16 protein-coding genes and 3 pseudogenes are annotated in these 18882 nt (G+C 57.1%); 5 read left to right on the top strand and 14 right to left on the bottom strand.

Annotated features, from left to right (window positions below; all coding sequences use genetic code 11):
* Positions 1-201: 201 nt before the first annotated feature.
* Positions 202-1009, top strand: a pseudogene (locus NDI54_RS20955) (IS5 family transposase).
* 24 nt (positions 1010-1033) lie between these two features.
* Here NDI54_RS20955 and NDI54_RS20960 read toward each other — a convergent pair.
* Both NDI54_RS20960 and NDI54_RS20965 read right to left on the bottom strand, forming a co-directional pair.
* A pseudogene (locus tag NDI54_RS20960) lies at positions 1034-1156 on the bottom strand (nucleotidyltransferase family protein); the annotation flags it as partial.
* 771 nt (positions 1157-1927) lie between these two features.
* Positions 1928-2479 (bottom strand): hypothetical protein, encoded by a 552-nt coding sequence (locus tag NDI54_RS20965; protein ID WP_310898256.1) that lies wholly within the window; start codon positions 2477-2479, stop codon positions 1928-1930.
* Between the two features lie 337 nt (positions 2480-2816).
* On the opposite strand from NDI54_RS20965, the gene NDI54_RS20970 reads away from it, so the two are divergent.
* Both NDI54_RS20970 and NDI54_RS20975 read left to right on the top strand, forming a co-directional pair.
* Positions 2817-3020, top strand: a complete 204-nt coding sequence (locus NDI54_RS20970; protein WP_310898257.1) for a ribbon-helix-helix domain-containing protein — start codon at positions 2817-2819, stop codon at positions 3018-3020.
* Positions 3017-3625, top strand: a complete 609-nt coding sequence (locus NDI54_RS20975) for a hypothetical protein (RefSeq protein ID WP_310898258.1) — start codon at positions 3017-3019, stop codon at positions 3623-3625. The genes NDI54_RS20970 and NDI54_RS20975 overlap by 4 nt, the downstream gene beginning before the upstream one ends.
* Before the next feature lie 4 nt (positions 3626-3629).
* Here the strand turns inward: NDI54_RS20975 and NDI54_RS20980 are convergent, their stop codons facing one another.
* The 10 genes from NDI54_RS20980 to NDI54_RS21025 all read right to left on the bottom strand — a co-directional run bounded on the left by NDI54_RS20980 (position 3630) and on the right by NDI54_RS21025 (position 14434).
* Positions 3630-4286 (bottom strand): hypothetical protein, encoded by a 657-nt coding sequence (locus tag NDI54_RS20980; protein WP_310898259.1) that lies wholly within the window; start codon positions 4284-4286, stop codon positions 3630-3632.
* A 500-nt stretch (positions 4287-4786) separates the two neighbouring features.
* Positions 4787-5131 carry a helix-turn-helix domain-containing protein gene (locus tag NDI54_RS20985; protein ID WP_310898260.1) on the bottom strand — a complete coding sequence of 115 codons (345 nt, stop codon included), beginning with the start codon at positions 5129-5131 and terminating at the stop codon, positions 4787-4789.
* 77 nt (positions 5132-5208) lie between these two features.
* Positions 5209-7137, bottom strand: coding sequence for a VirB4 family type IV secretion system protein (locus tag NDI54_RS20990; RefSeq protein WP_310898261.1), 1929 nt, complete (start codon positions 7135-7137; stop codon positions 5209-5211).
* Positions 7134-8147 carry a hypothetical protein gene (locus tag NDI54_RS20995; RefSeq protein ID WP_310898262.1) on the bottom strand — a complete coding sequence of 338 codons (1014 nt, stop codon included), beginning with the start codon at positions 8145-8147 and terminating at the stop codon, positions 7134-7136. The genes NDI54_RS20990 and NDI54_RS20995 overlap by 4 nt, the downstream gene beginning before the upstream one ends.
* A 2-nt stretch (positions 8148-8149) precedes the next feature.
* The gene (locus NDI54_RS21000) at positions 8150-9442 is read right to left on the bottom strand and encodes a hypothetical protein (RefSeq protein ID WP_310898263.1); all 1293 of its coding nucleotides are present in this window, start codon (positions 9440-9442) and stop codon (positions 8150-8152) included.
* A gap of 88 nt (positions 9443-9530) precedes the next feature.
* Complete coding sequence (locus NDI54_RS21005) at positions 9531-11222, bottom strand: hypothetical protein (RefSeq protein WP_310898264.1); 1692 nt, start codon at positions 11220-11222, stop codon at positions 9531-9533.
* 4 nt (positions 11223-11226) lie between these two features.
* The gene (locus NDI54_RS21010; protein ID WP_310898265.1) at positions 11227-11640 is read right to left on the bottom strand and encodes a hypothetical protein; all 414 of its coding nucleotides are present in this window, start codon (positions 11638-11640) and stop codon (positions 11227-11229) included.
* A gap of 128 nt (positions 11641-11768) precedes the next feature.
* Positions 11769-12221, bottom strand: coding sequence for an SWIM zinc finger family protein (locus tag NDI54_RS21015; RefSeq protein WP_310898266.1), 453 nt, complete (start codon positions 12219-12221; stop codon positions 11769-11771).
* Between the two features lie 558 nt (positions 12222-12779).
* Positions 12780-13184 carry a MarR family transcriptional regulator gene (locus tag NDI54_RS21020; protein ID WP_310898267.1) on the bottom strand — a complete coding sequence of 135 codons (405 nt, stop codon included), beginning with the start codon at positions 13182-13184 and terminating at the stop codon, positions 12780-12782.
* Positions 13185-13495: 311 nt separating this feature from the next.
* The gene (locus tag NDI54_RS21025; RefSeq protein WP_310898268.1) at positions 13496-14434 is read right to left on the bottom strand and encodes a transcription initiation factor IIB; all 939 of its coding nucleotides are present in this window, start codon (positions 14432-14434) and stop codon (positions 13496-13498) included.
* A gap of 155 nt (positions 14435-14589) precedes the next feature.
* Here NDI54_RS21025 and NDI54_RS21030 point away from each other — a divergent pair, with 155 nt between their 5' ends.
* Positions 14590-15969 (top strand): ATP-binding protein, encoded by a 1380-nt coding sequence (locus NDI54_RS21030; RefSeq protein ID WP_310898269.1) that lies wholly within the window; start codon positions 14590-14592, stop codon positions 15967-15969.
* Between the two features lie 104 nt (positions 15970-16073).
* Here NDI54_RS21030 and NDI54_RS21035 read toward each other — a convergent pair whose 3' ends face one another.
* Positions 16074-17009, bottom strand: a complete 936-nt coding sequence (locus NDI54_RS21035) for an ImmA/IrrE family metallo-endopeptidase (protein WP_310898270.1) — start codon at positions 17007-17009, stop codon at positions 16074-16076.
* Between the two features lie 149 nt (positions 17010-17158).
* On the opposite strand from NDI54_RS21035, the gene NDI54_RS21040 reads away from it, so the two are divergent.
* Positions 17159-17356 (top strand): hypothetical protein, encoded by a 198-nt coding sequence (locus NDI54_RS21040; protein ID WP_310898271.1) that lies wholly within the window; start codon positions 17159-17161, stop codon positions 17354-17356.
* Between the two features lie 1434 nt (positions 17357-18790).
* Here NDI54_RS21040 and NDI54_RS21045 read toward each other — a convergent pair.
* A pseudogene (locus NDI54_RS21045) lies at positions 18791-18882 on the bottom strand (IS5/IS1182 family transposase); the annotation flags it as partial.

Here is an 18882-nt window from a genome sequence, read left to right on the forward strand (position 1 = left end):
AGACTGCGACCGCACCGCCTGAAGATATCGACCGCCTGCCGGACGGGAGAACAGCAGAGTACAGGACGGCGCAACTATTTTGTCGAAAACGGTGGTTTGTGTAAGTAGCAGCGTTTCCATAGGTGAATAGTGGTCTAATCAGTTGATATCGCGGAGTAGAAGCACGAAGCCGAGGAATTGACTCTGTCCATGTAAGTCGACATCCTCGACTTCGTTGAGCAGTGTCGGCGTCTAGCCAAACTTAGGGAAGCACGCGGGCGAGCCCGCCAGCGGCGGGTTCGCCCGCTGGATTCACGTCGTCTTGCACTGTTTCCGGGTCGAAGAGGAGCACAGCTACCGTGAAACGCCGAATCGACTGAAATACATGGATGAACTCCGTGATATTCTTGAGCTTGATCAGGACGATCTCCCGGACTACACAACTATTTACAAGTCCTTCGACCGGCTGAAGATGTGGGTCTGGCGGGCGTTGCTGCGCGTTTCAGCGCAGCAACACCCGCAGTCCGGTCACGCAGCACTCGATAGCACGTTCTTCGACCGACGCATCTCTTCATCGTACTACCGCCAACGCTCCGGAAACAGCGTTCAGACGCTGAAAGTGACGACATTGACCGATGTGGAGTCACTTGCCGTACTTGACGTACATATCTCCGCACGCTGGCAACATGATACCAAGACCGGGCCGCAGGTCGTCCGCCGGAACGCGGACGACCTGCAGTCCGTCGCTGCCGACAACGGTTTCCAAGACTGGCATACCGAATACGAAATTGCTGCACTCGATATTGACTACCTTGTTCATTATCGCGGCTCCTCACTGAATGCTACCGCGAATAACGCACTCATCCGGTCAAAAGGCCACTCTCAGCGCTGGATGGCCGAAACCTCGTATTCGACAATCAAGCGCTCGCTCGGCGATGCCGTGCGAGCGCTTGGCTGGTACCGACGGTTCCGTGAAATCGTCTTGATGTTCGCCATCTCAAACATAGAACCGCTCTATGAACCCCTCTAACAGTGACTCAGCATCTATTCAACAGAGCAGATTGAAACAGTGTGTGAGCAGCGGTTCGTCCGCGACTTCCACCATTCCCTTGGGCTTGTCCTCGGTGAGGGGGCGGAGCCGCGTCCCTTCGCCGGCCGCGAGTACGACTGCCTTCATGTCAATAGCGGAAATGGTACTCGGTGATAGGTCTTTTCACAGACGCTCACGGTGGGTGGTCGTGACCGACGCCCCGGACCGCTCTCAGCTCACTCCCGGTGGGACTGGTCCTTCGTCGGGGTGGCTCCATCGAATGGTGGCCGATCACGCGTAGCCCCCGGAAGGGGCTCGCGGGGGACTACCGCCGATCCCCTCATTGGCAACATGGTCCGTGACGGGCTGGCATGTAGGGCGAAAGTGTGTATTCGGGCACCGATTTAGGGACCTGAACTATCGGATTGATCACACCCTCTCGCCGGGCCCGGTTCCGATCCAGTAATTCCTACCCCAATACACGCCACTGTCGATGCTGCGGTATAATTAGGGAAATGTGTGGATTTGGGTACCGACTCAGGGAGATGAATTACCGGATTGATCGCACCCCTCCCCCGGTCCGGTTCCATTTTGGTCATTCCTTCTGGCTTTCGTTTCGGCCCTTCCGTTTCAGCCAACAACCCCTTCACTGTCGAGGGTGGGGACCTTCTTCGACGATGAGGGAAGTTGGTCCCCTGGAGGGGTCTCAACCCTGATCGGGAGGGGTTGCATTGGTTTGACTCGACGGTGCTGTCGCTGTCAAAAGCCGGCGGAGGTGGTCACACCTGTTAGGCCGGTGGGTCGTCGGCGTCGTCGACGGTCACGCTCGGCCGATCAGCGTCGTTACCCCGGCGGATCCGTTGCCGTCCGTGATGGGTGTTGCCGGCGTGATGCTGTGGGCGTCCTCGGCGGGTTCGATCATTGAGAGTCCTTTCCAACCAATAATTGGCCGGATGTACCGAGGGAGTTGGTCGGGGTATCCCCAATGTCCACACGTCTCCCACCGTTCGCTGATAGACCAGTTTGCTCCGAAAATTCGCACTTCTGCCCGGCAAAAACGCCCGGGAAGCCGCGAGGCGACTCGGCCAATTCCTCGATATCCTCCCGACCAATCTTCCCGGCTCGGACAAGCGCCCCGATCTCAGCGTCAGTCAGCTCCCGACCGTTCTCAAGGCGTTGGTGGAGCTTTTCGATGTCAGGGTTGTGTTCGACCGAGATCGACACGTCCAGGTTAGTCGCCCGTCCGGACGATTGGAAGAGTTTGTCGACGTTCTCTCCTTGAAGGATGCCGCGTTCAATACAGGCTTTGAGCCGGGGCTGATCCCCGTTCAATCCGAGATACGCGAAGGCGAGCATCGCGGAGAGTACATCGTCTGTTTCCTCGGGGCCGAGCTCCTCGAAGACCTTCTCCCGCTCCGCTGGTTCCAATAATTGGCCCAGGAGCAGGAAATCCTTGAGCCCATTAACCACCCGTTCTCGGATAGCTTGGCGCCGATTGGCGTCCGGTCACGGCTGGGCGTACCCCTTCAGCCCACAGAGGTACTTTCGGTCGGTGGGAGAGGATACTTCTTAATCGCCCTAGTTCCCTCGTCAGCGAAACCGCCCGTTGCAGAACCCAAGCTTCAAGACAGTTAGTTGAGGACGCTTTGTGAGGTACTGAACGTCCAAATCATCTGATCTTGCTTCTATCTCCAGTCGGCTCATAATCAGCACTCCCCGACCTGAATATCCGGTAAACCAGGTAAACTAAGAGTAAACCAGGTTTACCCGAAGATATATGATGCCGGACGATAATAATACATTATCAATGTCGGACAGCTTAGGCGAAATCGCCGTCTCCACCAAAGTCGACGGTGCCATGAGCGAGTTTATCGAAGAGGAGGCCCGCCAACTCGGAATCAGTCGGGCGGAGTTCATCAGGCGAGTCCTCGAATTCTACCGGGAGAGTCAGCAAGAAGAAACGGCGTGCCCGTGGTGTGAGGAGACCATCGTCATGAGCGTCGAAACATGAAGTTCGTCAAGCCAGGCGACGATGACGACCAACCCAATCAAGAGGCCAAAGACCCGACCGACCACGGGGAGTCGATATCACTCGCATGGGAGTCCGACGACGACCAACCCAAACACACCCCGACCTCTGCAACGGAAGCGAACGCGACCGCACTACAGGCGACCCAGAAGACCGTCGACGACCTTCGGACACTTATCGAAGAACAACAGGAAGTCATCGCCGAACAGCGCGCAGCTATCAAGGACCTCCAATCCGAGACCAACGCACTCGCCACCCAGGTCGACAACCAACAAGTGGAGATACACGACCAACAGGAGGAACTCGCAGCCCTTCGGAAGCGCGTCGCTTCCTTTCAGGATATCGAAGGAAACGTCGAGGACCTATCAACACGAACCGAGCAAATAGAAGCGACTATGCCCAACCTCGATGGCCGGGTAGCAGAAACGGACCGCCACGTCGCGCGGCTTCGTGCCGCAGTGCTTGAGGAAGAACAGCCGTGTCCCAACTGCGAAGGCGGTGACATAACGCTGCGGGGCGGAGTTATCGATCCAAACACGCTCGTGTGCGACCAATGTAACTACGAGAAGTCGACTGCAATCCAGTAGTGGGTCACTCCCGAGGTTCGGAGCCCCTCCCAACAGAGACACCGGGAAAGCCCCTCGGTGATTCGGCCAATTCTTCGATGTCCTCCCCACCAATTTTCCCGGCCCGGACGAGCACCCCAATCTCGGCATCAGTTAGCTCCTTGCCATTCTCAAGACGCCGATACAGCTTCTCGACGTCGGGATTGTACTCGACCGAGATCGAGACGTCCGCGTCAGTCGCCCGCCCGGCCGACTGAAAGAGTTTGTCGACGTTCGCACCCTGGAGGACGCCGTGCTCGATACACGTTTCGAGCCGGGGGTGATCCCCCTCGATCCCGAGATAGGCGAAGGCAATCATCGAAGCGAGGGCGTCGTCGGTCTCGTCCGGGCCAAGCTCCTCGAAGACCTTCGCCCGCTCGTCCGATTCGAGAAACAGACTCAGCAACGCGAAATCCTTGAGCCCGTTGACCACTCGTTCGCGGATATCCTGCCGTCTATTTGCATCCGTCTGTGGCTGAGCGTACTCCTTCAGTCCACAGAGATAGTCCCGGTCGGTCGGGGAGAGGATACCCCGCGGTCGGTCCTCGGGCGTGAGTAGTGGTTCGCTATCGCTGTCGTCGTCTCTGACATCGTCGACGCCTGTGAACAGGTCGCCAGCTGGTCCATCGGGGTCATCAGTCATACTTAGGCTATTCCACCCTAAACTCTAATACCTTTTCACCCGTTAGTACTTTGTCGGTGAGGGCCGAATCTCATACCCAGAATGAGAAGATGACGGTGACAATCAAGCGTCGAACTCCCCCGCTCCGATGTGCATCGCAGTTAGTAGGACTCGGTGGGAAAGCAACGTTCGAAACAAGAAAATACCCAATTCATGATTCCCAGAATACCGGGGTAAACAGTAGATACAGACCATATATCCGAAGAATAGAGTTACCAGTTACGTCCACCCAGACACCGTCTTCCCACTACTATCCCCTATCGACCACGGTCCCGTTTAGGTTGGATTCGCCGGCCGATTTTCAGTTTGAACGTCTCTCGGCCACGTAGTCGTTCAAGGTAGTGATCTGGGTTTTCCCCGGCGTCGATCAATTTGTCCCGGATACGTTGCTCGATATCTGGTTGGAATGACGCTAACTCGTCAGCGGCCGATTCGGCCAACAACACATCTGCCATTCGACCTTAGACCTCGTCGAGGCTGACGAACTCGTCTTCTTCGAGCCGGCGGTCGGCCTCGGCGGCTACGTCATCGGCAAGTCCCGGCCCAACGAGTGCGGTCCAGCCCACAGCTGACGCACCGAATTTCTTGCTTGCAACCAGGTCGCTGTCTTCCATCTCGCGGAGGCGACGGCGAACCGTCTCGCTGCTGACTTCGATATCGAAGTGTTCGGCGACCGCGTCGGTAATCTCGCTAGCTGTCAGCATCGGTGCTTCGGCAGTGGTTTCGTAGTCGAATGCTTTCAGCACGTCCTGTTCGGTCAATTTGTCGGTGTACTTCCCGGAATCGTTCCGGGCTCGGTTGCTCATATTGATTATAAGTCTGTAGATATTGATAATGTTTTTGCTCGTGCCATATGATCCGGAGCACAACGTTCACCCGCTCCTCAGTCTCCAATAACTTCTACCTCGTACTCACTCGCTCGCACTCGAATCGGGAACCAGCCCTCTTCGTCGACTCCAAGCAGTGCTTCGGAGTAGCCATCAGTGCCATTCCCGGCTTTCGCCGACTGCACCCAGTCGATCTCCCGATCACTGAGGCCAAACCACTCGGCTAGCTGCTGCGCCGCCTCGTCAACGCGGTGGATGATCGTCATCGAACAGAGGTTTGCAATCGTCCGGGCCTCTGGAGTAAGTGCGAACTCACCACCAGTCTGCGTGATGAACTGCAGGGAGATATCGTAATGCCGACTGTGACGAACCGCTGTTTCGAGGAAGTCTAGCGATGTTGCGTCGTTCATCAGGTAGTGAGCTTCGTCGACCGCGAACACGACCCGTTTGTCCGTCTGTTTGGCGCGTTCGTACACCGCGTTGAACAACACCTGCATCATTAGACTCGTTTCGGACCGCCCGCGTGTCCCCTCTTCCTGGTGGAGATCAAGATACACCACATCGGATGTGATATCGAACTCAGTGGGTTCTGCGAGATTCGCGAGATCGCCGCCTTCCCTGAAGGACGGACGCAAGTCGATCAGCAGTGATTCCGTATCCGTCCGGACGGTCTCCTGTTCACCAGCTGTGACGTAGCCAAACGCCGCCGGATCGTCTAGCAGTTGTTCGAGGACAGCGATTACATCGCGAACAGTCGGTGATGGCTGGTCATGTGTCGCTGGATCCCGGGTAATGCCCTCTTGCTCGTAGGTCTCTTGCACGCACCGGCGAAGCGTCTGCTTTCGATCACCAAGGGGATTCCCTGCCACCTGTTCGAAGAACGTCTCGAAGAACGTGAGCACCCACGCGATTTGCTCGGCCCACGGGTCCAGATCCGGGACCGAGTCTAACACAGTCGTCGGTGTGGGCTGTATCTCCAGTGGATTAAACGACCGGGACCCACCGACTGTAACACGCTCACCGCCGAGTGCATCGTTGAGTGACGCGAACCCTTCGAGCGGATCCAGCATCACGAGTACTGTGTCCTGATCGTGCATCGCACGCCGGAGCAACTGCAGTTTCGTCGAGAACGACTTCCCCGCTCCGAGCTTCCCGATCACCATCGCACAGTAGCCCGTTTGTCTGGCGAAGCGATCGAGTAGCAGGGGACTCTCATTGAGTGCGTACGTCCCGTATTCGATGCCGTGTTCGGCCATCGCCCCCGATACAAACGGGAACATCGCTCCCAGCGCACCGCCTAACATCGGCGTCTGTGTGTCCTGCTCACGATTCATCTTGTCCACACCGACCGGACTGGCCGAGCTGAGTGCGTCCAGTTGCGCCCATCGTGGCGACACTGGCGTCAGATTCGCTGGCGCTCGTCTGGCCGCATTCGCGACCGTTTCGGACGTAATATCCTCGTTGGTCTCCCCTCGCTCGGTGAGATACATCGACACGTCGAACGCTTCCATCGACGTGTTCCGAAGCACATCGTACAGTTCCTGATAGTCCTGCAGGTCCTTGCTGACTCCCCGTGCTCCTGCTCGGCGTTTCTCCGAGAGATACTCCATTTCCGCCTCCAGGTCTTCGATCTTGTTCTCCAGAGAATCAAGCGTCGTCTGGGTGTCCCTGGGTGTGATGTGCATCGAGATGTCCGTCGTTCGTGTCTCGGCCGTCGAATACAGGTTCTCGAAGAGCCCGTCACGTGGTGCGTCCGGGAACTGGCCGATCCAGAACGTCCGTGCCCACCGCTCCCCTGTTCGTATCGCCGTCGGTGTTCGCTCAATCTCTGATGGCGCGACGAGTGACTGATGGATATCTGCAGGTGTCTCTAGCGATCGTTCACTCTCTATGTCGACGACATCGAATGCAGGCGTGTCGTCCTCGTTCGGTTCCGTTGCTGCTGTGTCCGAATCATCACGGAATGGCAGCCAATCCCACGTCATGGTCGGTCCCCCACGAGCGGGCGTGTCCGAAGCGCGTCCTCGAAGTCACCGTACTCCAGCGTCTGGCCGGCCCAGAACTCGCTGACAACCTGTGCGCCGTCACTTGCGTCACAGACCATCGCCTCACACCCTTCGATATCGCGGATTCCGGACTGGACGCGAGCGAGGCGCTCTTCGAGTGTCGTGAACAGTGCCTCACGCTGGCGTTCAGGTGGTGGGGCCGTCAGCGCACGGACGAACACGCCGAGTAGTGGGACATCACTGAGCGTCGCGAGGATACTCTCACGTTCGAACTGGACTTCCTCGGGCGAGACCGTGACGATCACGTAGTGGTCTCGAATCGTCATCTGGCGAGCTGCCAGATCCTGTTCGTACCACTCGATGTACCGCTCGATGAGCGCTTGGAGTTGTGTGTTTGCCTTCACGTCTGGATCCTCCAGGCGCTCACGATAGTGGTCGAGATACGTCTCGACGGGGAACGGCTGGGTCGTCGAGTAGATCTGTATCGGAAACGTAACGGTCGTGTTCAGGAAGTCCTGAAAGCTATCGGCCGTCGAGGCCCATTCTTCGTCTGTTGCCAGTGCCATCGACGGTGGCGACACCCGAACGAGGCCAATGACGGCACCATCCTGGCGTTCGATTACGTTTGCGTCCGGATACACGCGCTCAAGCTGATGATGGTCCAGCGCCTCAGAATGTGCTTCCTCCGTCGCGGACGTGTGGAATCGGAGCATCGTCACCAGCCAGTCGAGGCTCGACGTGTACGCGGGTGTCACGTACACGAACACCGCGCCGACACAAATCGCGACTGCAACGATCGGCAGGAGTAGCGCCTGGATCGTGTAGCCAGCAATCCGTGTCGACGACGGAACGACTAACTGGACGAGCAAGACGACAGCAACGGCGGGTAACAACGCCACGACGGCGTCGCCGAGGGTGTACGACCCTAGCAGCTTTGTTTCGGTACCGAGCGACTTCGGGATTCGTTTCGAAGGAGTTCTCTCAGCCATTCTTAGTAGATGTAGCGTGGGTGATCATCGTCGTCCGAGTCGGTATCCGACTCGTCAGTCTCAACCGACTCTGCGTCGGAGTCTGACTCGCCAAACGGATCGGACTCTGTCGATTCGCTCTCGTGATCATCGTCGGGTGTTTCTTCGCCGGTTCTATCCGCACTGGTTCTCGATTCGTCAGATGGGTCGGGATCGCTCCGCTCGTTCGTCCCCGAGCTATCGGTCCTCGATGTACCGAGCCTGGAGCGAAGCGTTCGTCTCGTTTGATCCACTTTTCGTCCAACGGTGTGTGCGCTGGATGATCCTGACCCGAGCACTTCCTGGCCATTGGATCTGATTGCAGACTGTCCAGCGATCCCACGACGGAGGTTCTTCAGGCCCAGCGTTCCCTGTTCACCTGCGTTCTCGACCGTTGCTTTTCGGTCGCGGGCACGACGGCGTGAACTGTGCTGGGCCGCACGGTCAGCCATGAAGAACAGCGCACCAGCCTGCCAGAAGAGGACGAACGGGGCGATAACTGCGATGAGTGGCGTGACGATAGCCAGCAGCCACTGCCCGAAGCCACCGATCGAAACCGTAACCGAATCGCCCAGCAACTTGCCTAGGCGAAACAGTACCGCGATGGGGACCGTCATGAACAGGAACGGGACGTAAAAGCCCGCAAGCCGCGACATCAACCGTGCGACCGGTGCGAATGGCCCGATACCCGGGACCCAGAACACAATCACCAGTGGCATCAGGAGGACATACAGGTACAGCGCCATCTGCCGGACGAGATAGATTAGCGCGAGAACGAGGAAGATTGTCAGATCGAGTGTCGCAGCAAGCGTCAGTCCTGACAGTCCCATTGCACTGAACGACACTGTCTCGAACAGGCCGATACTGTCGAGACTCGGCACGATAAAATCGACCAGGCCGTCGATGAATCGCAACGACAGTGCGGCCATCCACCACCACGACAGGATGCCGAGCAGGCCGGCAAAGGCCCGCTTTTTCAGCTTCGTTCGATGGTACCCACTGAACAGGTGGCTCGTCGATTCCAGGAAGATGATTACGCCAAGCGACAGTCCCCACAGCAGGAGCGACAGCGGCACCATCGTGTCCCAGTAGTACGTGTAAATCGACGGCCAGCCACCGTTCGACGGGGGACTGAATACTGCATCCGGGCGTGGCGTTGTCACGATGAGGTCGATCAGTGCGCCGACGTTGTCGCCGACGAACCCGAACACCGGATCGACCAGTTTCTTCAGGAACCGCTCCAGTGCGTCGACGAATACGTCACCCAGTGACTGCATTAGATCCTCCTCGTGGTGCTGTTGGGTACCGATCGGTTTCGTGTCGACTCGCTCCGTCTCGTTCTGTCCGACCAGAGAGGGCGGCTCATTACAGACCCCTCCATGGTGGCCAGAATCCCCAGCCCATAATGCGGTCGATCAACACGCCAGCCAGCAGGAGTGTGCCGACCTGGACACCGATCGTGAACAGTATCTGAACGTACCGCAAGACCGTTCCACCGGTCGACACTGTCGTCGAGTCACCCACGTAGCCCGGAGTTGTCCGCCACCAGTCATCCGGTCGGTATGTCGCGGTGATCGCATTCCCTTGCCGTGGGATCGTCGCTTGCACGGTGCCGTTTGCAGTCGTGTTGACCCGCTGCCCATCAAGCTGGATATAGCCGTCACGAGTGGCCGTCTCGATAGGCGCCCCGGTTGTGGCGTCCCTGAGTGTCACCGTGACTGTCACGGTGTCTGCGGTCGTGTTATGGACGGTGAGACGCAGCTCACTCCGGTTCACCGGGAGATTCGCTGTCGTCTCTGGTGACAGACGTGTGGGTGATCGCTGAACGAGCCCGATGGCACGGACCGACTGTTTGCTGTCGTCCGGTGGTGCTCTGGCAGCAATCCCGAAACTACCTTCGTAGGTTCCGGATATGCTATCCAGTGCAATCGACGAGTCGAGGGCGGGTGTCTGGAGCGTTCGTCCGTACGAATCAAGGACCGTAATCTGACGGTAGGCATCCTGTGTGGTCCCAGTTCGAATCGGATACGCGTACACCTGTACCGGATGGACTGGGGAGTGATGTGTTGTCGTTGTCTCCCCGTCCGTTTCGGTGAGTGTATCCCACTCGGTATCGCGGGCGACGTAGAATCGCCAGACACCACGGATCTCTCCGGATGGCAACTGGAGCCCGTACCAGGGCTGGCTCCGGAAGACCACGACACCCAGATCCCCGTTCGGGTACGTCGCTCGATAGCCCGAGAGTGTTGGATCGTATACGCTCACCTGCCGCTTTTGCTCGACCGTGACCGTCTCGGTGTGTGTCTCGACCCGCTGTGTCCAGTAGTCCCGACAGGTTCTATTTCCGTTGACGGGCTTGCAGACGGTTTTCTCTTCGTAGATGGTTTCCGTCAGTTCGACTGTGGCTGTTGTTCGAAGCGTCAGCGGCTGGGTCCCGGATACGTTCCGTGAACGGTTCCGGTAGTTGAGACGGACGACGTTGTCCGTCGTTGTGTTTGCAACCGTCTCACCGTTCATCCGTAACGTCACGTTCTCTATCGTGTGAGAGGTGATGTTCCACTCAGTGCGGCGTGTCGGTGCATCTGTCTCGGCTGGCACGGCAACTCGGTAGTCGACAGTCCCAAGCACCGTTCCGTTCGGTGCGATGTACAGCGGCTGCCGTTCCTCCGATACCATGGCCTTTGTCGACGGTGTAACCCCGGCGATGGCGACCCCCACGTCTTTGAGATACGTCCCGTTGGTCCGAGTTGCCCCAGTCGGATGGATCGCTCGCGACGCATTCGTTGCGGGCATCTCGACAATATCGCGTTTGTTCCATCTTTCAGCCGCTTTCGGTGGCGCATCGAGTGGCACGTCACTCGTGTGTCTGAGCGTCTCCGAGGATGCCGCGTTGGCAGTAGCTACGGTCTGTCGCTCTTTGTCACCGCTCCAGAGATCCTGGAATGCCGACTCGTTCACCCCGTGGTCGGTCGTCTCCGGTGGATGGCCTGTGACCGGTAGTGCCGTGCCGAGGATGGCCCAGAGACAGACGATTCTGAACAGCGTGTGTCGAGCCATCTGCTCAGAAACTGCAACTGGTCCCACCCGAAACGACCGACGACAGGAGGAACTGGACGATCGTCGTCGCAAGCGGGGCGATGATGACGCCCCATATGAGCCCCTGTGTTCGGATCTGTTTGAGTTCCATCTTCGTGTCGGCCTGTCGAACCATCGGTGTCGCAACCGCCGCACCGAGGGCGAGTGTTCCACCGACTAGCGGGCCGCCGAACTGGATCAGCGTGAAGATGTTCTTGATCGTCACCGCCATATCCGTCTCACAGAATTCTTCGCCGATACTCTGTGCAGCGGCTGGCTCGACACACAGCAACACCAGTGCTAGCATTCCCACAGTTGCCTGTCGACTGTACCGTTTCAGCAGCGCGATACGACTCTGTTCTATCGCCGAACTATCGGCGTTCGATGTGACACCCATCATTCCTATCTGCTCGCCACTGAACCAGTGCCATCCCCCCGGAAGACACTGTTCTCAGTGACTAATCCAGCATAGATTACACTATATTTTAAATTTAACTATTTCAAATAGAATATTATATTCTAATACACTCAATAAAAGTCGCGTCGGCCTCGTCGATAGCAGTCCCAGCAAGGGAACTCCGGGAGACACTCCTCACATTCGTCAGGGTTAGATACGTCAGTCGGACGCTCTGTGCTATTCGGGGAAACTACGTCTTCTGTGTCCGGGTCTATCGAGGACCCGCCATCGCCTCTGATACGGGCCGTATCTCGAGAACTGCGTTGTGTTTGGTCACCATCCGGTCGCCGAATTGCGATTGCGACCCGGTGTTTGCACGCGCCATCGAATCGGTCGTCGGCTGGACAGGTACACGCTTGGGGAATTGACCCATCCATCCTGACGAGATACTCGTGATCGGCCGGGTTCGCATGACTTTCGTTGCGGATCTGAAATCCTTCTCCGACTGGTCTGATGTCGAACCGTTCGTACTGTGCGCGCTTTGCGACTCGGGTCGAGAACGTGAGTGCTGCGAGTGGATGCATGGGCAACTCCGGGGCACACGCCTGTGCGCCCGCACCCTTCAGGGCGCAAAACAACACTCGCAGAACGCAGTTGAGTCGATTCTGTAGAAGCAGTATAGCCTGCCAACGAAACGTTCACAACGCCCCGTATAATTATCAGCGAACGATCAGGACAGAGGGAGTGCCGACCGTACCGCTTCTTAGAAATATTGCCGAAAAGAATACCTACCTCTACCGTCACCCAGTTACTGGATGAGTGAAATAAGCGACTTTTTCAGCAGTCTCCGTCCATCTTCTGTGAGTTTTCCGCTCGCCTTTCCGTTGATGATTGTGCCCGGTGGAATCGTATATAGTGCCCATGGCATGAGGTACGAGGTGTCGTTGAACGAGATACCGCTGAGATGCTTGTCTTTGAGCTCGGGTGTGGTTTGCTGGTATCTTCCGGCGCTGGTTCCGACACACATCACAGTACAATCAGTCGCACTAAACGGGTGTGTGTCGTGCGCCAATACGATAATTGGTCGCTGAGGATGGGCATCTGTTGGGTCTCGCGCCCAGCAAACATCTCCTGCCGATAGTTTACTCATGAAGATCGTCTTCTAGATCTGCGAGTTCTGCATCGAGGTCCTCGTCAGTACGCCCTTCTCCGATTTTTGTCTCGGGTTCTTCAGGCGTAGCATCCGCATCGCGATGATGACCAAACATACGGTGTGCTTGATTGTGATTAGCGACGTACCGTCGGATATCCCTCCGTTCACCGAGAGCGTGGTAGTACCCATCGGCAGTTTTACCGATATAATCCTCGTCATAGAGGCGTTTGAGTGTGGTTGTAGCGGTCCCTCTGGGGATATCAAGGGCCTCTTTGATGTCTTGTGGAGAGTATCCCCACTCGGGGTTCTGGTACAGATATACCACGATGTCTGACTTCGTGGTTCCCGGTCGGAGGGGTATTTCTGCATCGTGGTTTTCGAGGAACACCGGCATACTGTAATCGAATGTAGTCAATTGTGTCGTAAAGGTGTTGCGGTCAATTAGCACGCTTACTGAGTATCTGTCTCAGCCCGGATTGGGGTGAAAGCATTATCCCGTGAATGGTTCTATGACAGGCTCACAGTACCCAGATCTCACCGCTCTGCACGACGTGCCGTCCAACTACGGGAGATCGTAGACGGCAATCTCTGTGTGACCACAGCTGGGACAGGTGTCAGTCTCGCTGGTCACTGTCGTCCCACAACGTCGGCATTCACGATGGACAGTATTACGACGCCACAGACGTTGCCGAAGCCAGGCAATGATCATTCGTTTTCGGCGAGGAACGCAGTGAGTCGGTCACGATGAGTCCGGACGGTCGCCGTCGACACTTCTGCAGCGTCGGCGATTGCCAGTTGCGTGGGTGGATCCGCGAGGGACGCGGCTGCGACTGTGAGACAGGCCGCAGCGAACCCAACTGGATGTGTACCACTACTCAGCCCATTCTCGTGGGCACGAGCCGCGAGTTCCCGGGCCTTGTGTTCCACCTCAGCTGGGAGGTCGAACTCGGCAGTGATTGACGGGAGATACGGGACCGGGGACTGCGGTGGCACAGGCAGTTCGAGTTCGGCATTGAGCGTTCGATAGCCGTTTTCGACACGGTCACTGTCAACTGAAGCGACGGCTGCAACTTCGTTCAGTGTTCGTGTCGCTTCGTTCAGCCGGCAGGTCGCGTACACGCTCGCGGCCGCGATGGATTCGACTGACCGCCCGATGAGTAGATCATTGTCTTGGGCAGTCCGGAACAGCGAACTCGCCTGTTCCTGAAGCGAGTCTGTTAACTCCAGGTCGGCCGTGATCCGTGCGATCTCGCTCAGGCCAGTTGCGAGGTTGCGTTCGGCTTTCGAGCGCCACTGGGCTCTTGAATGTTCTCGACGCAGGCGATGGAACTGTCGCTGTTTCTTTGCCGGAAGTGTGTTCCCGTTCGCATCCGTCCTGTGGCCGATTTCCGTCGAGAGTCCCCGGTCGTGTCTCGTGTCCGTGAGCGGTGCACCCGTTCGTGCTTTCGAGGTATCGTCCTCGGGGAAGATTCGCGGCCCACGCCGGTCAAGTCGGCAACTCTCGATGACGACGGCACAGTCCCGACAGGCGATTTCTCCACCGTCCGTATCGAGGGATCCACCACACTCCGGACAGGTATCTGCTGCAATCGTTCGACCGCTCGATTCATCGAAGCCACGTTCGTAGATATCGCTAGAAGCCATCTGTGAATCCGAGGCCAATGCTGGCTGGCCCCGCACCCGTCAGGGGCCAATAAAACGCTCTGCGGTGGCTGTGAATTCCAAGAAGAAATTATGATTTCAGAAATCGCAATTTCCAAAATCGGGACTTCTATTGGCCTGGAGGTGTTACTGAGGGTATGGAACAATTCGTTGATCGGGAGGTCGAACTCGATCAACTCACGGGCTGTTACGAGTCCGAGACCGCAGACTTCGTCGTGATCTACGGCCGGCGTCGCCTCGGGAAAAGCGAACTCGTCCGCCAGTCTATCGCTGACCGGGACGATGCGGTGTACTACCAAGCGGTCGAATCGACAGCACCGAACCAACTCGAACAGTTCGTTGACACTGCAACTGCGCAGTTCCCGTCACTGCGTAATGTCCGCCGCGACTGGGAGGCACTCCTGGAAACACTCGGTGAGGAAAATGCTGTTGTCGTCATCGACGAGTTCCCGTTCCTCATCGAGGAGGACGAATCACTCCCCTCGCGGATACAACGCGTCTGGGACATGGAACTACAGGAGACAGGAATGACGCTCGTGCTGGTCGGTTCCTCGATCAGCGTTATGGAGGACAAGGTGCTCTCTGGCAGTGCGCCGCTATACGGTCGGCGGACAGCGACAATCGACCTCAAGCCCCTCGAAGTGGCCGATGCTAGCCAATTCTTCCCGGACTACGATCCCGAAACCACAATCACCGCATGGTCGATCTATGGCGGCACGCCGTACTATCTCCAGACTATCGATCCCACCCAGCCGTTAGGGACGAACGTCCAGCAAGCCATCCTCTCAGAACGTGGGCTCCTGTACTCTGAACCCGAGTTCTTGCTTCGTACCGAACTCCGACAGCCGAACACGTACTTCAGTATTCTCCGCGCGCTCGCTCACGGGCGTCGCACCCCGAACGAGATCGCAGGCATGGCCGGTGTGGAGTCGGGGTCGCTCAGCACCTACCTCCAGAAACTTCGCCGACTCCGACTTGTCGAACGCCATATCCCAGTCACCGAATCACCGACGACCTCGAAACGCGGCCGATACCGCATCGCTGCACCGCTGTTCCGGTTCTGGTTCCGGTTCGTCTACGGTAATCAGGATCAGCTTCGGATACTCGTCGACGACGCGTACGACGAACTGGTTGCGCCTGAACTGGCGGATTATGTGAGCCCGTTGTTCGAACGCCGCTGCCAGCGAGCGCTTCCGACCCTCATTGACCGGCCGTTCCGGGATGTCGGGCAGTGGTGGTTCAAAGAACACGAGTTGGATGTTCTCGGTCTCACGAACGAGGGGCTTGTCGCTGGCGAGTGTAAGTTCACCTCCCAGCCCGTGAGCGAAGGTGTCCTCGCTGACCTCGAACGGACAGCGTCAGAAGTCAGGTGGGCAGACGGGCCAACAGACGGGGAACCGCTGTATGTCCTGTTCAGCCGTTCTGGATACACTGACGATATGCAACACACCGCTGACACGCGCGATGACGTGCTTCTCTTTGAACTGGCCGATCTAGTCACGACTGGTAGTAACTGAATATCCCGATTGGAACGTATTCTTGACTTTGCTGGGAATACTGCCTTCGAAGCCGTCTAGTTCGAAGAGCGGCTACAGACCCAGGGTGTCTCGCTTGATTCCACTCACTGCTGGTCGACAGCGTCGATGATCTCTGACGCGGTCTTGCTGATTCGATCGAGTCGTTCCAGAATCGTATCAGCCTCCTCGGACTCCCAGGCTGCGAGATACAGGGCTGATCCGCTCATCTCCAGCCCAAAGTACCGACCCACAACGTAGGCCACGGCCTCGGCTTCGACTTCTCGCTTCTCTCGCTCGGGTTTGTCAGTGACACCGCTGTGCAGGAGCGCATGCGCGTACTCGTGGATCAGGACTGCAGTAACGGCCGCTGTGTTCTCCCGATCTTTGACCTGAATCTCTGCAATCGGTTGTGTCGTATCTGGGTCTGTCGTCTGGCAGATCCCGTTTGCTGCCCCGTGTGCCCACTCGTCAGCATCGGTGATCTCTGCTTGCACATCGAGTGTGTCGGCTGCACCAAAGACAGCAGGGAAGAGGTCAGTCGCGTCTCCACGGGCGTCCGTGTCCAGTTCTGGTAACGGTTCACCGTCTGTTTGTGAGATATCGAAGACTGGGACAGGTTTGAACGCGACAGGTCCCTCGGACCACTCCTCGGGTGGTGTCTCGTTGTACTCACAGTCAGTATTTGCGTGGTAGTTGGGTGAGTTGCCACAGCCCGGACATTGCCTGGCGATAATTGGTGCCCAGATCCAGATGGCCTGTTCACCGTCCTGGACCTGTCTGTTGAACTCGTCTTGCCACGTCCGGTAGCCAGCAACTTTCGTCGCCTCAGGACACTGGCGTGCGATCAGCAATGTATTCCGATACGAATAGTCGTGGAACCGACTCTGGACGTCAAGCCACGCCTGGAACTGTTCGCTTGCTTTCGCCGCTTCGACGCTGTCGACCAGTTCTTCGGCCCACTGTTCGATCGTGCGATGCATCTCGTCCGTGCGAGTGTCACTGGAGGAAAATTGCACTCGCGGGGTCGTGTTCGAAGCCATCTCGAAAACCTGCGAGGCACTGTGTGTTGCCCCGCACCCTTCAGGGGCAGACAAAACACCTGACCGCTCGATATCTTGTGAAGAGTTGTATGTCTCCCCGACTCTGGGCGTGGAGGAAAGGGTTTGAGAGTTCATCACCTATGGGCGGTATGGACAAAGAACAACTGCTGGAACTCGCGCCACACTATCTTGCGATGTTGCTGCTGGTGTTTTTCATCCTTGAAGTCTCTCAAGCAATTGTCGGTGAGGTCGCGTTCTGGCTCGAATTAGTGCTTATTATGGTCGTTGTATTTGGGTATCGATTCATCGTGGTGCGGCTTGGTTTCGCCCCCAGTAGCTGGGAGTAGTGGAAGCGATGCGTCCAGCGAACCAGATCTAGGTACACTCAACGCATGGGATCTTTTTTGCTCGCTCAAAGAGTGACTCATATAGTGAGCAACCGCTCGAAAGACGAGTTGTGGTCTGAGTGGGTAACAGGGACAGTTCTGGCTGATATCAGTGCTACGGACACGCCCGACCCGGTCCCAATGATTGACGATTCCAGTCCAACACTGGAAATGACTGAAGCATACGACTCGTACCGATTGGGGCGAGGGAGTGGCGATTACCTCTATCTATTGTATCTTCTCGATGAGCCTGTGGAGGGACCGACTGATATCATCCCGGTCTATATCGGAGAAACGAGCAACACAGCCAGTCGGCTTATGGACCACTTCAGACAGATCCGCGATGCGCTTCCGATATCGGACTGGGAAGACGATGGCTCATGGGGCAGTTTCGGCAAATACGATCACATTGCGACGGTCTACGATCGAGCCGAGTCCCCACTGTATGTCTGGGTGGTTGATGTCGGTGAGATCGAGACCGGTCCGTATGGGTATCCCACGTATCGACAGGAACTTGAGGCGAAGGCCGTCGGCCTTGCCCATTCGAATCCGAGATTCAATCGGGTCCTCGCGAACCGAGATTTCGTTCCAAACAGGGTTCCACACGAGATGGGGAAAGTAGGTCCTGACTGGGTTGATCTGGATACCGAGAAACCGAATGAAGAAGCGAGGATGGCCCACAGCAACCCAGATAGAGACCTGCGAGGGAAGAATAAAACAGAGCTGTGGCACGACTGGCTCCGACAGACGATCTGTCAGGAGATCAACGACCCTGACGAGACGGATCCGATCCCACTTTTCGACACGGATCAGAATCTCACCGTTACGCTTACTGATGTGGGGTCATCGACGGTTCTCAAACGGTCTAAGGCGATCGATGCCCGGATACGCCAGGAGGGAAAGCGCTGTGTCCATAGCGATGGGGTGACAGACGGCCCCAATGGATTGCTGTACGTCATGTACCAGCTTGCGTCCGACACTCCATCCCCAGACGATGTGATCCCCCGGTATATTGGCAAGGCAGAGGCATACGGGAAAAAGAACGAACTGAGTGCGAACTTCGAGGAAATCGCAAAGGACAGGGCAGGAACACGGAGTTTCGCTCGATGGGGAGATGGCAGCTACTGGCATATCGGCGAGCTGTCAGAAACCGTGTTTGGTGACGATTCGAAGAAACGCAACTGGGCTAGCGAACTGTTCGAACAGGGCACCCACCAGCTCAAAAAGCAGACCTACCTCTGGGTGCGAGCATGGGACCCAGAACCGTATCCCGGACCGTACGGCTATCCAGCGTATCTGGCTGAAGTAGAAGCGCTGTTGATCGGATTGGCGTACGACGTACATCCCACAGAACTACTCAATCGGCTCTGTAGTTTCGATACACTGCGCTGGATTTCACGGATATCGGACGCTCCGACGAAGGTTGTAGACGGTGGCTTTGAGGATGATTTCACGGAATTCGAGCCACCAGCTTCGCGCACGCACGG

The sequence above is a fragment of the Haloarcula terrestris genome (genome assembly GCF_031624315.1).
GTDB classification, from domain to species: Archaea; Halobacteriota; Halobacteria; order Halobacteriales; family Haloarculaceae; genus Haloarcula; species Haloarcula terrestris.

Bases quoted from the DNA above. Each gene is read 5' to 3' on its own strand.
- NDI54_RS20970 (WP_310898257.1), top strand. From the start codon at position 2,817: ATGTCGGACAGCTTAGGCGAAATCGCCGTCTCCACCAAAGTCGACGGT.
- NDI54_RS20975 (WP_310898258.1), top strand. From the start codon at position 3,017: ATGAAGTTCGTCAAGCCAGGCGACGATGACGACCAACCCAATCAAGAG.
- NDI54_RS20980 (WP_310898259.1), bottom strand. From the start codon at position 4,286: ATGACTGATGACCCCGATGGACCAGCTGGCGACCTGTTCACAGGCGTC.
- NDI54_RS20985 (WP_310898260.1), bottom strand. From the start codon at position 5,131: ATGAGCAACCGAGCCCGGAACGATTCCGGGAAGTACACCGACAAATTG.
- NDI54_RS20990 (WP_310898261.1), bottom strand. From the start codon at position 7,137: ATGACGTGGGATTGGCTGCCATTCCGTGATGATTCGGACACAGCAGCA.
- NDI54_RS20995 (WP_310898262.1), bottom strand. From the start codon at position 8,147: ATGGCTGAGAGAACTCCTTCGAAACGAATCCCGAAGTCGCTCGGTACC.
- NDI54_RS21000 (WP_310898263.1), bottom strand. From the start codon at position 9,442: ATGCAGTCACTGGGTGACGTATTCGTCGACGCACTGGAGCGGTTCCTG.
- NDI54_RS21005 (WP_310898264.1), bottom strand. From the start codon at position 11,222: ATGGCTCGACACACGCTGTTCAGAATCGTCTGTCTCTGGGCCATCCTC.
- NDI54_RS21010 (WP_310898265.1), bottom strand. From the start codon at position 11,640: ATGATGGGTGTCACATCGAACGCCGATAGTTCGGCGATAGAACAGAGT.
- NDI54_RS21015 (WP_310898266.1), bottom strand. From the start codon at position 12,221: ATGCATCCACTCGCAGCACTCACGTTCTCGACCCGAGTCGCAAAGCGC.
- NDI54_RS21020 (WP_310898267.1), bottom strand. From the start codon at position 13,184: ATGCCGGTGTTCCTCGAAAACCACGATGCAGAAATACCCCTCCGACCG.
- NDI54_RS21025 (WP_310898268.1), bottom strand. From the start codon at position 14,434: ATGGCTTCTAGCGATATCTACGAACGTGGCTTCGATGAATCGAGCGGT.
- NDI54_RS21030 (WP_310898269.1), top strand. From the start codon at position 14,590: ATGGAACAATTCGTTGATCGGGAGGTCGAACTCGATCAACTCACGGGC.
- NDI54_RS21035 (WP_310898270.1), bottom strand. From the start codon at position 17,009: ATGGCTTCGAACACGACCCCGCGAGTGCAATTTTCCTCCAGTGACACT.
- NDI54_RS21040 (WP_310898271.1), top strand. From the start codon at position 17,159: ATGGACAAAGAACAACTGCTGGAACTCGCGCCACACTATCTTGCGATG.